Annotated in this window: 2 protein-coding genes; both read right to left on the bottom strand. The window is 62.6% G+C overall.

Annotation, left to right across the window (positions count from 1 at the left end; genetic code table 11):
• Positions 1-23 precede the first annotated feature (23 nt).
• Complete coding sequence (locus tag FW764_RS04710; protein WP_446432964.1) at positions 24-659, bottom strand: lytic polysaccharide monooxygenase auxiliary activity family 9 protein; 636 nt, start codon at positions 657-659, stop codon at positions 24-26.
• Positions 660-1,027: 368 nt separating this feature from the next.
• Entirely contained in the window at positions 1,028-13,924 is a 12,897-nt protein-coding gene (locus FW764_RS04705) for a non-ribosomal peptide synthetase (protein WP_446432963.1), read from the bottom strand.
• Between the last annotated feature and the right edge of the window lie 40 nt (positions 13,925-13,964).

The raw sequence follows: 13,964 nt of genomic DNA, 5'->3' as shown, positions 1-13,964 counted from the left end.
CGTATGGGTTTAACGGCGTGGGCTTATTTAAAGTCCACGTCGAAGGCTTGATAGAAGGCATTGCCGGTGTTGGCGACGATCCACATCAACACGATCACATGCTGGCCCTTTTTGTTGGCCGGCAGTTTCACTTCGTGATTGACCTTGGCCTTCAGTTCACCTGCATGACTGTAGTACGGCACCTGGGTATAGAAGTCTTCGGCGAAAGGCTGGGTTTCCAGTTGTGCGCGGGTGATGCGCTGTTTCGGATCCCAGCCATCCTTGGTGATCAGCCAGCGATAGCCACGGGTGGTGTGCGGCGCGGTGTATTCCCAGGTGACCTTGAAGGTCTGGCCCGGGTCGACATTGAGCAGCGGCCAAGTGAAGTCGCGGCTGAGTTTCTTGGCCATTTCCTCGTTGGTGAAGTTGATGCAGTCACGGGCATCGGTCTTGCCGCCGCTGAGGATGAAGCCGTCGGCTGGTGGGGTGACGCTGTCACTGTCGGTTTGATAAGGCGCCGGGAACGGACCGGCGATCAATGCCGGAAAGTTCTTGCCGCCTTCCATTTCATTGACCTGCCAGGTAGCCAGCAGGCCGAGATCCACGGCGACTGCGCCACGGCTGGAAGGAGACGTGACACGACCATGGCGAAGAGGTGTCTGGGTTTGTGGGTTATTCATGTGTTACTCCATTGAGATTGATTAAGAACTCTCCTTTCTTGAAGGAGAGAACCTCAAACTAACGGAGTTGCTTTTTTTTTCCACAGGCCCGTTTTTCACTCATTTTCTTCTCATGAGATGAAAGCTCCGAAAACACTGTATATAAAAACAGTACAATGGCAATAACCTACGCCACCAGAGGTCAATTTCCTACAATTCAAGGCGCAAATAGACACCGTTTCTCTCGTAAGTCGCTTTATTCCGTCCATCAGTGATGAGGCATTGGCCTGGCGGCGAGAACGATCTGTCCCCGCGCCAGGGCACTGTCACCGATGTCACGATGTCGTTTCGACCAACAGCACGCTCACCACCAGTTGTTAGAGGTTGCCTTAAAGCCCCTCCAACTCCGCCATCAAATCACTCAACCGATCGACCTTCTCGGCGCTGATCTCATTCGCCGCCAGCCCATCGATATACTCGGCCAACTCCGCCACTGTGCTGCACTCGAACATCGCCCGCAGTGGCACGTCGCGTTGTAGGGTTTTCTGCACGCGCGAAGCAATCTGCGTGGCCAGCAACGAGTGCCCGCCCAGCTCGAAGAAGTTGTCCTGCACACCGACGCGCTCAACCTTGAGCACTTCAGCCCAAATCGCGGCCAAGGTGGTTTCCAACTCGTTGCTCGGGGCCAGGTAATCCTGGCTGTGCAACTGGCCGATCTCCAGAGCTGGCAGGGCCTTGCGGTCGAGTTTGCCGTTGGCATTGAGCGGCAACCGGTCGAGCCATAACCAGTGCAGCGGCACCATGTATTCCGGCAGCTCAGCGCGCAGGCGTTGCTTGATGCGGTCCAGGCGATCAGTTGGGTTCAGCACGTCGTCCGCCGCGACCAGATAACCCACCAGATGCTTGCCGTTGACGCCTTCCTGCACGCCGACGGCCGCGTCACGCACCTCCGGTTGTTCATGCAGGCGCGCTTCGATTTCGCCCAGTTCGATACGGTAGCCGCGAATTTTCACCTGGTGGTCAATACGCCCCACATATTCGAGCACGCCATCACTGCGTCGACGCGCCAGGTCGCCCGTGCGATAGAGGCGTTCGCCCGCTGCGCCAAACGGGTTGGGCACAAACACTTGAGCGCTGCGCAATGGGTCGCTGACATAGCCCCGCCCCACACCCGTACCCGCCACGCACAACTCGCCGACGGCGCCCTGGGGCACCAACTCCAATGCGCCATCGAGCACGTACAGCCGGTTGTTGTCGGTCGGCGTACCTATCGGCAGATAAGTGCCACGGGTAGACGCCAGCTCGACACGGAAAAACGCCACGTCATCCGAACACTCGGCCGGGCCGTACGCGTTGACCAAGCCAATTTCTGGATAGCGCAGCAACCATTGGTGCGCCAATTCCGGTGGCATCGCTTCGCCCGTCGGCAACATCCAGCGCAGGCCGTCCAGGCTCATGCGCTCCTGGGCCAGCATGCCCTGGATCATCGACGGCACGCTTTCCAGCACGGTAATACCCTGGGCCTGAACATGCGCCAGCAAACCCTGCGGATCATGGGCAAGGGTGTTCGGCACGATATCCACCCGCGCGCCAAACAGCGGCGCTGCGAGGAACTGCCACACGGAAATATCGAAGCTTTGCGACGCGGTCTGGGCGATTACATCCGCCGGGCTCAGGTCCAGGTACGGCACCTTGCTCAATTGGTTATTGAGCATGCCGCGCTGTTCGACCATCACGCCTTTGGGCAGACCAGTGGAGCCTGAGGTGTAGATCACGTAGGCGAGGTTGTCCGGGCCACTGTAGATCCCTGGATTCTCCCCACGGCCCGGCACTTCCTCCCACACCAACAACTGGCAGTCGGTGCCATCCAGCAAATCAATCGCCTGCTCACGGCACGCCTCAGTGCACACCAGCAACGGCGTGCGGCTCAGGTCAATGATGCGGCTCAAGCGCTGGCTCGGAAGGCCTGGGTCCAGTGGCAAGTAACCGGCACCGGCCTTGAAGCTGCCGATGATCATGCCCAGTAGGTCCAGCTTGCGTTCGGCCAGCAACGCCACCGGTTGGTCCAGGCCGACACCCGCCGCAATTAGCGCGTAACCCAGACCGTTACTGCGCCGGTTTAATTCGTCATAGGTCCATTGCTGGTCAAGGCAACTGGCGGCGATGCGCTGCGGATGCTCGGCCACCTGTGCTTCAAACAGCTCGACGTAGCTGCGTTCCAGCGGGTAGGCATGCTCACTCTGGTTGCAGCCGTCCAACAGGAATTCACGCTCCTGCTCGCCAATCAGCGGCAGGTCGGCCATGTCGCCATGGAAGCCTTGCACCAATGCGAGTAACAACCGCTTAAACTCACCGAGCATGCCTTGCACGGTGGTTTCGTCGAAATAACGCTGGTCGTAAGACAGGTGCAAACCGAGGTCATCGCCCGGGTAGCACACGGCGGTCAGCGGAAAGTTGGTGTGGGTGCGGCCGGAATCCGAGGTGGCATTCAGGCTTTGCGCGCGGTCCAGCACCGAGACGTCCACCGGCGCGTTCTCGAACACGAACAGGCTGTCGAACAGCGGCTGGCCCTTGGGCAATTCACTGTGTTCCTGAATAGTCACCAGCGGCAGGTATTCGTACTCGCGCAGCCGCATGTTGCTGTCGAGCAAGCCGTTCAACCACTGGCGCACGCTGCAACGCTGATCGTTTTCAGGCAGTTTCACCCTTAGCGCGATGCTGTTGATAAATAGCCCGACGGTGCGTTGCATCTGCGGCATTTCCACCGGACGCCCGGCCACGGTCACGCCGAAAAGCACATCACGATCGCCGCTCAAGCGCCGCAGCACCAACGCCCAGGCCGCCTGGGCGAAGGTATTAACGGTGAGTTGATGGGCCTGTGCCAATTCGCGCAGTTGCGCACCGTCGCAAGCATCGAGGCGGGTGTAGCAGTCGCCCACCACCATGCCGCCGCTGTGACCTGCGTGTTCACGCAAGAACGGCCGGTCGCTGGGGATCGGCGTGGTGCGCTCAAAGCCTTGCAGATTCTGCTGCCACCACTGGCGCGCTTCGGCGAGGTTCTGGCGTTGCAGCCAGGCGATGTAATCGCGGTAGCGCGGCGGCGTGGCCAACTGCGCTTCGCGCCCCTCGCCCAAGGCCATGTAGATATCAAAGAAATCATTCATCAGCAGCGAACGGCACCAGGCATCGATGAGGATGTGGTGGTTGCTCATCATGAACCAATAGCGCGCTTCGCCGACGCGGATCAGGCGCAGGTGGAACGGCGCCTGGTTGAGCAGGTCGAAACCGGCCTCGCGCTCGGCTTTGAGCAAGGCTTGCAGGCGCGGCTCCTGTTCACTTTCCGGGTCGGCGCTCCAATCCAGGTACTCAATCGGCGTGCTGCCCGGTTTGTGGATCACTTGCAGCATGTCTTCGCCGACGTTCCAGCAGAACGACGCGCGCAAGGCTTCATGCCGAGCGATCACCGCCTGCCAGGCCTGGGCAAAACGCTCTGGGTCGAGCACGCTGTTAATGCGGTAGCGGTCCTGCATGTAGTAGAGGCCGGTGCCCGGTTCCAGCAAGGTGTGCAGCAGCAAGCCTTCCTGCATCGGCGTCAGCGGGTAGACGTCTTCGATGACACTCGCCGCAATCGGCAAGCTGTCGAGTTGCGCTTGAGTCAGGTGCGCCAGCGGAAAGTCGGACGGCGTGAGGCCACCGGCCTCGTCCTTGAGGCAGTGCACAATCAGGCTTTGCAGTTCTGCGAGGTAGGCATCGGCCAGTTCGCCAATGGTCTGCTGATCATGGCGCTCGCGGCTGTAGGTCCAGCGCAGCACCAATTCGCCGCCATACACTTGACTGTCGACGCTCAATGCATTCGGCAGCGGCGCCTCCGGATCATGGGCCAGCCCGGCCGATTCATCCAGCGGGTGGAACAGCGCATCGGCGCCAAAGCTCTGGTCGAATTGGCCGAGGTAGTTGAAGGTAATCTCGGCGCTTGGCAGTGCAGCCATGGTCTGTTGACACAGGTCGTCCGCCAGGTAACGCAGCACACCATAGCCCAAGCCTTTGTGCGGCACGCCGCGCAGTTGCTCCTTGATTGCCTTGATCGAGGCGCCCTGCTCTGCATGCGGCGTCAGACGCAATGGATAAGCACTGGTGAACCAGCCGACACTGCGGGTCAGGTCGATGTCATCAAACAAGGTTTCACGACCATGCCCCTCCAGCTGAATCAGCGCTGAGTCGTGCCCACTCCAGCGGCACAGCACACGGGCCAAAGCTGTCAGCAACAGGTCGTTGACCTGGGTGCGGTAGGCACTCGGCGCCTGTTGCAACAACTGGCGAGTATGTTCGGCATCCAGGCGCACGCTGACCGTGTCGGCATCGCGATTGCGCAGCGCGCCGTTCGGGCGATCCACCGGCAATGCCACCTGTGGGCCGGCCAACTGGTCTTGCCATACAGTCAACTCTTCACGCAGGGATTCGCTGCTCGCATAGACCTGCAGCCGCGCAGCCCAATCGCGCAAGGCGCTAGTCTTGGCTGGCAGGCGCACGGACTGACCGTCGCACAACTGGAGGTAAACCGTTTGCAGGTCTTCCAACAGCACCCGCCACGACACGCCATCCACCACCAGGTGATGAATCGCGATCAGCAAGCGTTGCTGACCTTGCGGGCCGTCCACCAACAACGCGCGCAACAGCGGGCCGTGTTCAAGATCGAGGCTGCGCTGGGTGTCGGTGAACAGCGCGGTGCACTGCTGCATCTCGCGCACTTGCGCCTGCATCAGCACACCGCCTTGCGGCACAGCCAAATGCTCGGCGTGCCACTGGGCATCGCGCGGGGTGAAGCTCAGGCGCAGGGCGTCGTGGTGTTCCAGCACCGCCAACAGCGCTTGCTCCAGGCGATGCGGGTCGAGCAGTTGCAGCGGTTTGAGCAGTAATGCCTGGTTCCAGTGCTGGCGATTGGGGATATCGGTATCAAAGAACCAATGCTGAATCGGTGTAAGCCCCGAGCTGCCGGTCAGCACGCCTTGCTCGGCGCTCACCTGCTCGGAACGCGTGACCACGCCAGCCAGGGTTTGCACGGTCTGGTGCTGGAACAGGTCCCGCGGGCTGAAGTGAATACCGGCCTGCCGCGCACGGCTGACCACTTGGATCGAGAGGATCGAGTCGCCGCCCAGCTCAAAGAAATTATCGTCCAGGCCGACTTGCTGCACGTTCAATACGGCACACCAGATCGCAGCCAAGGTGTGCTCCAGCTCGTTGCGCGGCGCCACGTAGTGCTGGCGATTGGCTTCCGGGTCCGGTTGCGGCAAGGCACGACGGTCGAGTTTGCCGTTAGCGGTCAGCGGCATACTGTCCAGCACGATCAGGTGCGCGGGCACCATGTAGTCCGGCAGTTGCGCCTTGAGGTTGGCCTTCAGCGCCTCGCGCAGGGAGCCGTGGTCGGCGTCGCTGACCAGATAGGCCACCAACTGTTTGCCGCTGGGTGATTCCAGCGCCAGCACCACCGCCTCACGCACCGCTTCGTGTTCCAGCAGGCGTGTTTCGATTTCGCCCAGCTCAATACGGAAACCGCGAATCTTCACTTGATGGTCGATACGGCCCAGGTACTCCGCTAGGCCATCGGCGCGTTGGCGCACCAGGTCGCCGGTGCGGTACAAACGCCCACCGTTCGTGGCAAACGGGTCGGCGACAAAGCGCTCTGCGGTCATGCCCGGGCGCTCGTGGTAACCCTGGGCCAGACCGGCGCCGCCGACATACAACTCGCCGGTCGCGCCTTGTGGCACCAGCGCGAGGTCGGCGTCGAGAATGTAAGCCACACGGCCGCCGATGATGCTGCCGATCGGCACGCTGGCGGCACCCTCGTCCAACTGCTGCGGCGCCAGGCTGGCCAGCGGCATGACCACCGTCTCGGTCGGGCCATAGGCGTTAAAAAACACCTCGGGCTTGAACGCCGCGCGGATACGCTGCAAGTGTTCGCCGGTCAGCGCCTCACCGCCGGTGATGCACATACGCACCGGCAAGGTCTGGTGCTGGGTCGCCAGCCATTGCGCCAACTGGCTGCCGTAGCTTGGGGTAAAGCCGAGAATATTGATGCGATGGGTGCGGATCAGCGCGCAGATTTCTTCGGCATCCCACTGGCCTTGAGCACGTAAAACCACCTGCGCACCGCTGAGCAGCGGCACCAGCAAACGCTCGGTGGCGGCGTCGAAGTTGATCGAATAGAAATGCAGCTCGCAATCGTCCGGGCGCATGCCGAAACGCTCGATCACCGCCTGGCAATGCATGGCGATTTCACCGTGGGACACCACTACACCTTTCGGTTTGCCGGTTGAGCCGGAGGTGTAAATCAGGTAGGCCTGATGCTGCGGCAAGCTGATAAAAGGCAGCTCGTTGGCCGGGTAATTGGCGAGCACCGCAAGGTCATCTTCCAGGCACCAGCAGGCCACCGTCGACGGCAGCTCACCGAGCGCTTCAAACATCGCCGCGTCACTGAGCAGCAGGCCAATGCCGCTGTCTTCGATCATGTAGTGCAAGCGGTCCAGCGGGTATTCCGGGTCCAGCGGCACGTAGGCACCGCCTGCCTTGAGGATCGCCAACAGGCCGATCACCATTTCCAGGGAACGTGGCAGCGCCAGGCCGACGCGCACCTGCGGGCCTACACCGCGCTCGCGCAGCATCCAGGCCAGACGATTGGCGCGGGCGTCCAGTTCGCGGTACGTCAGCGTAACGCCGGCAAAGGTCAGCGCAGGCGCATCGGCACGCTGAATCGCCTGCTGGGTGAACAGCGGATGCAGGCACTGGTCGAGGCGATGCTCACCGGCTTCGACACCCAAACTGTTTTGCAGCGTGCGCTGCTCGGTGGCCGTCAGCAGTGGCAGTTCGCTGAGCCGCTGTTGCGGGTTGGCGATCAACGCTTCCAGCAGGTTGCGCCAATGCTCGGCCATACGTGCAATGCGTGGCTCGTCGAACAGGTCGGTGCTGTAGGTCAGGCAGCAACCCAGGCGATGGTCGAGGTCGGTGACTTCCAGGTTGAGGTCGAACTTAGTCGCGCGTGCATCGTTGGCCAGGTACTCGACAGTCATGCCGGCCAGTTGGCGGCTCTGCTGGAATTCCCAGCGCTGCACGTTGCACATCACCTGGAACAGCGGGTTGTATGCCGCGCTGCGCGGGGGTTGCAGGGCTTCCACCAAGTGGTCGAACGGCAGGTCCTGGTGGGACTGGCCTTCAATCACGGTGTGGCGCACCTGCTCGAACAACTCGCCCACTTTCATCTGCCCATTGAGCTGGCAACGCAGCACCTGGGTGTTGAGGAAGGCACCGATCAGCCCTTCGCTTTCCGGGCGAATCCGGTTGGCCACCGGGGCGCCGATGCGCAGGTCGGTCTGGCCGCTGTAGCGGTAGAGCAACACGGCTAGGGTAGCGGTCATGGTCATGAACAGCGTCAGGCCACGCTCGGCATTGAACCCACGCACGCGGGCGGCCAGTTCATCGCTCAGGTCAAAGCGGTACAGCTCGCCCTGATGGCTTTGCACCGGCGGGCGTGGGCGGTCGCCGGGCAGCTCGAGCAATGGATGCTCGTGGCCCAACTGGGCGGTCCAGTAATCCAGTTGACGCTGACGCTCACCGGACTCCAGCCACTGGCGTTGCCACACGCTGTAGTCGAGATATTGCACCGGCAACGGCGCCAACGGCGAGTCGCGTTCGTCAATAAAGGCTTCGTACAGCGCGCTGAGTTCACGCGCGAAGATGTCCATCGCCCAGCCTTCGGTGACGATGTGGTGCAGGGTCAGCACCAGGTAGTGTTCCTGCTCGCCGGCCTTGACCAGGCAGGCGCGCAGCAGTGGCCCGGTTTCCAGGTTGAAGGGCGTGTGAGCTTCATGGTCGGCGAGCTGTTGCAGATGCCGCTGGCGCTCGGTGTCGTTCAGCGCCGAGAAATCCTGCCAATCCATGCGCAGCCCGGTTTGCTTGGCGACCTTTTGCTCGGCCACGCCGTCGACGCTCGGGAAAGTGGTGCGCAAGGTTTCGTGGCGCATGATCAAGGCTTGCAACGCGGCCTCGAAACGCCCCACATCCAGCACCCCACGCAGGCGCGCCATGCCGCCGACGTTGTAGGCCGGGCTGTCCGGCTCCATCTGCCAGAGGAACCACATACGCTGCTGGGAATAGGACAGCGGCACCGGCGTACTGCGGTCGACCTTGGCGATGGCGGTTTGCTGGTTGCGCCGGCCCGAGGCTTGGATCAGCCCGACTTGCTCGGCAAACGCGCCCAGCTCGCTGGCTTCGAACAAGGTCCGCAATGGCAGCTCGACGTCGCAGGCCTGGCGGGTGCGCGAGATGATTTGCGTAGCCAGCAACGAATGGCCGCCGAGGGCGAAGAAGTCGTCGCTCAGGCCAATACGTGGCAGGCCGAGGACTTCGCGCCAGATCGCCGCAATCTGCTGCTGCAACGGCGTTTCGGGTTCGATGTGTTCACGGGTTTGCCACACCGGCTCGGGCAATGCGCGCCGGTCGAGTTTGCCGCTGGGGCTCAGGGGCATGGCGTCCAGGCGCATCAGTTGCGCGGGCACCATGTATTCCGGCAGCTCGGTGGCCAGGGCGGTTTTTACCTCCTGTGCGTCCAACTCGGAGCTGGCGGTGTAGTAACCGATCAACTGCTGCTCACGCACCAGCACCACGGCTTGGGCGATGCCGTCCATGGCCAACAGGCGCGCTTCGATTTCTTCCGGCTCCACACGAAAGCCACGCAGTTTGACCTGCTGATCAAGGCGGCCGAGGTATTCGAGCACGCCGTCGGCAGTCCAGCGCACACGGTCACCGGTGCGATACAGGCGTGTGCCCGCCTCGCCCAGTGGGTCGGCGACAAAACGTTCAGCGGTCAGCCCGGCGCGGCCGAGGTAACCACGCGCCAGGCCGATGCCGCCGATGCACAGTTCGCCCGGCACCCCGGCCGGCAGTGGGTTGAGCTGGTCGTCCAGCACACGGCAGATCACATTGCCCAGCGGCCGGCCGATCGGCGAACGCTCGCCATCTTCGGCTTTGCATTGCCAATGGGTGACGTTGATTGCGGTTTCGGTCGGGCCATAACGGTTGTGCAGTTGCACTGCCGGCAGGTGTGCCAACACGCGGTTGCGCAGCTCGACGGGCAAGGCCTCACCGCCGGAGAACAGGCGGCGCAGGCTGGTGCATTCGGCCACCAACGGCTCGTCGATAAACAACTGCAACAGCGGCGGCACAAAGTGCAAGGTAGTCACGCCATGCTCCTGCACCAACTGCGCGATGCGATGCGGGTCGCGATGCTCGCCGGGGCCGGCCAGCACCAAGCGGCAGCCGGTGATCAGCGGCCAGAAGCATTCCCACACCGACACGTCGAAACTGATCGGCGCCTTTTGCATCAGTACATCGGTTTCGTTGAGTTGATACATGGCCTGCATCCACTGCAAGCGCTCGGCCAGTGCCGCATGGGTATTGCCCACGCCTTTGGGCTGGCCGGTGGAGCCGGAGGTGTAGATCACGTAGGCGAGGTTGTCGCCGTGCAAGTGCAAGCCCGGTGCCTGGGTCGGCCAGCTGTCAAGGTGCAGGCTGTCCATGGCGATCACGCACACGCCTTCGGTGGCCGGTAACAGCTCCAGCAGCGAGGTTTGGGTCAGCAGCAAGTGTACGCCGCTGTCCTGGAGCATGTAGGCCAGGCGGTCGGCGGGGTAATCCGGGTCCAGCGGCACGTAGGCGCCACCGGCCTTGATGATCGCCAGCAAGCCGATCAACAGTTGCGGCGAACGCTCGGCGGCGATGGCCACGCACACATCCGGGCCGACGCCTTTGTCACGCAGGTAATGGGCCAGGCGGTTGGCCTGGGTGTGCAGTTGAGCGAAGGTCAGGCTAGCGCCCTGCCAGACCAGTGCGGTGCTGTCCGAGGTGTGCCAGTTAAGTAACTCGGGCAACCACTGCTGCGCAGGCATGCACGGCGCTTCGCTCCACGGCTGCTGCTCGTCGGTTTGCATCAGCTTCAGGTCACCGATGGCCTGTTGCGGTTGCTCGCATGCGGCGTGCAGCAGGTTGATGAAGTGCTCGGCGAGACGCTGAATGGTTGCGCTGTCGAACAATTCATCGGCGTAGTCGAACGACAGGCTCAGGCGCCCGTTGTGGTCTGCTTCGCTGTGCAGTTGCAGGTCGAACTTGGCCTCGCGGCTGTGCCACGCCAGCTCATCGGCGAGCATGCCCGGCAGGCGACGCAAGGCACTCAAGTCGCGCTGCTGGTGGTTGAACATGACCTGGAACAGGCCTTGCTCACGCGCTTGCGGGAAGGCTTCCAGCAATTGTTCGAACGGCAGATCCTGATGGGCCTGGGCCCCCAACGCCGTTTGGCGGGTTGCAGCCAACAGCTGGTTGAACGGCAGGCGCCCGTCCAGCTCGGCACGCAGCACCAACGTATTGATGAAAAAGCCGACCAGGCCTTGGGTTTCCTGGCGCGGGCGGTTGGCATTCGGCACGCCGATGCGAATATCACGCTGGCCGCTGTAGCGGTAGAGCAGGCTTTGGAATGCCGCCAAGAGCAGCATGAACGGCGTGGATTCGTTGGCTTGGGCGGTCTGGCGAATCGCGGCATTGAGGCCTGCATCCAGACGCACACTATGGCGCGAGGCGCTGTTGCGCTTCTGCGCCGAACGCGGGTGGTCGGTGGCCAGGCTCAGGGCTGGATGCTCCTCACCCAACTGCGCTTTCCAATACGCCAGCTGCCGCTGACCTTCGCCTTCGGCCAGCCACTGGCGCTGCCAACTGCCGTAGTCGGCGTATTGCAGGGCCAGTGGCGGTAACTCCAGGGTCTGGCCTTGAGTCGCGGCGGCATACAGGCGCGAGAACTCGTCGATGAGGATATTCAGCGACCAACCGTCGGCGATGATGTGGTGCAGCGTCACCAGCAGTTGGTGATCTTCAGCGTCCAGGCGCACCAGGGTCACCCACAGCAGCGGGCCTTTTTCCAGGTCGAACTGGGTGCGCGCGTTGTCTTCGCGGATCTGATGCGCGCGCGCTTCACGCTCGGCGGCGGGCAGGTCGCTGAGGTCGACGACTTGCAGGTCGAACCCGGTGGTTGCATCCACGCGTTGAAAGGCCTGGCCGTCGCGCTCGTAAAAGCGGGTGCGCAGGGCTTCGTGGCGCTGGATCAGGTGCTGGAAGCTGGCGCGCAACGCGTCTTCGTCCAATTCGCCGCGCAGGCGCAAAGCACCGGGGATGGTGTAGGCACTGCTCTGCGGGTCGAGTTGCCAGGTGATCCACAGGCGGTTTTGTGCCAGGGATTGCGGCAGGTCGTCCTGGCGCGACAAGGCATGAATCGCGTGTTGAGCGATGCCGCCGTCCTGCTGCAATTGCGCGACGTTTGCGGCAAAGCTCGCAAGCGTCGGCGCTTCAAACAGCGTGCGCAGGTTCAGCTCCAGGCCCAGGATTTCGCGCAGGCGTGCGACCACTTGGGTGGCAGTGATGGAGTTACCGCCGAGCAGGAAGAAATGGTCATCGCCCGCGACGGTTGCAACCTGCAACTGCTCGCACCAGATCGCCGCGATCTGGCTTTGCAGTTCGGATGCCAACGCCGCATCGCTCGTTTGCGCTTGCAGGTCGGGGAACTGCGCATAACAGTCGAGGCTGCCGTCTGCGTGGCGAAGAGCGCAGGCTGCACGCTGCACTTTACCGCTGGAGGTCTTCGGCAATGCGCCGGGGTTGAGTAATACCACCACGCTCGGTGCTTGTTGATAGGCCTCGGCGACGGCCTGGCGAATGGCTTTGATCAGCGCTTCGGGCGGCAGGATTTTCTGCACGCTGCGGCTGATTTCGGCGGCAATGCCGATACCTTCCAGACCCTGATCATTCACTGCAAAGGCGGCGACGCGGCCCTTGCGCACCACTTCCACTTCGCGCTCGATGGTTTGTTCGATGTCCTGAGGGTACAGGTTGTGGCCGCGCACGATCAGCAGGTCTTTCAGGCGACCGGTGATGTACACCTCGCCGTCGCGGATAAACCCCAGGTCGCCGGTGCGCAGCCAGGTGCGGCCGGCATGGTGTACGAACGTCTTGGCAGTGGCCTCAGGGTTGCGCCAGTAGCCGTGGGCGATGCTCGGGCCAGTGGCCCATAGCTCGCCGACACAGCTATCCGGCAGTTCGCTCAGCGTGTGCGGGTCGGCGATCAGCACCGCGTGTTCCGGCTGGTGGGTGCCGCAGCTCATGATCGCGCAGCCCTGCCCCGGTTCGGCGCGGTTGGCGGCCAGCGCCTGTTCGTCCACGTACAAGGCCGGGATACCACGCCCACGGGTGCCGCCGGCGACAAACAGGGTCGCTTCGGCCAGACCGTAGGAGGCGAAGAAATTGTTCGAGCTGAACCCGCAGGTGGCGAACTTCTCGGCGAAGCATTCCAGGGTGTCGAGGCGGATCGGTTCGGAGCCCGAATACGCCACGCGCCAAGTGCTCAAGTCCAGGCGTTCCAGTACGGATTCACTGACCCGCTCGCTGCATAGCCGGTAGGCGAAATCCGGGCCACCGCTGATCGTGCCGCCGTATTCGCTGATCGCTTCGAGCCAGCGCAAGGGGCGGCCAAGGAAGTAAGCCGGCGACATCAACACGCACGGCACGCCGCTGAAGATCGGTTGCAGCAGGCCGCCGATCAGGCCCATGTCGTGGTACAGCGGCAGCCAACTGACAATCACGTCATCCGGGTTGAGGTCGATGCCGAAGCCACGACGGATCAACACTTCGTTGGCCACCAGATTGCCGTGGCTGACTTGCACACCTTTTGGCAATGCGGTGGAGCCGGAGGTGTATTGCAGGAATGCAATGTCATCGGCGTGCAGTTCAGGTTCAATCCAATCACTGGAGATCTGCGCATCCAAGGTGTCGACGCTCAGCACCGGCGGGGCATTCTCGATTTGCGCCAGGCCGTCGCCGAGGCTGGCGATGGTCAGCAGCAGGCTTGGCTCGGCATCGGCGATGATCGACAGCAGGCGCTCCTGATGATGCCGACGGGTGGATTCGGGCGGATAGGCTGGCACCGCGATGACCCCGGCGTATAAGCAACCAAAGAACGCCGCGACGTAGTCCGGGCCGCTAGGGAACAACAGCACCGCACGCTCGCCCAACGCCGCGTTGGCCTGCAAGGCGGCGGCGATGGTGCGGGCGCGCTGGTCCAGGTCACGGTAGCTGAGCACAACGTTGTGCTCGGCGGTTTCGGCGAGGAAGCGCAGGGCAACCTGGTCCGGGGTCTGCGCGGCGCGACGTAGAAGGGACTGGACCAGTGTGCGGGGAAGTTCGAAGGCGTCCATCATGGGGTTCCTGCCTGAAATCGGCTTGCGGGAAAATCGGGAA

The organism is Pseudomonas sp. 1152_12, assembly GCF_052850675.1.
Note: the sequence above shows the minus strand (reverse complement) of the source record. Positions and strands in the feature narration are given on the sequence as shown.

What these genes read in the sequence shown, in the direction of transcription:
- FW764_RS04710 (WP_446432964.1), bottom strand. Translation starts at nt 659, where the DNA reads ATGAATAACCCACAAACCCAGACACCTCTTCGCCATGGTCGTGTCACG.
- FW764_RS04705 (WP_446432963.1), bottom strand. Translation starts at nt 13,924, where the DNA reads ATGATGGACGCCTTCGAACTTCCCCGCACACTGGTCCAGTCCCTTCTA.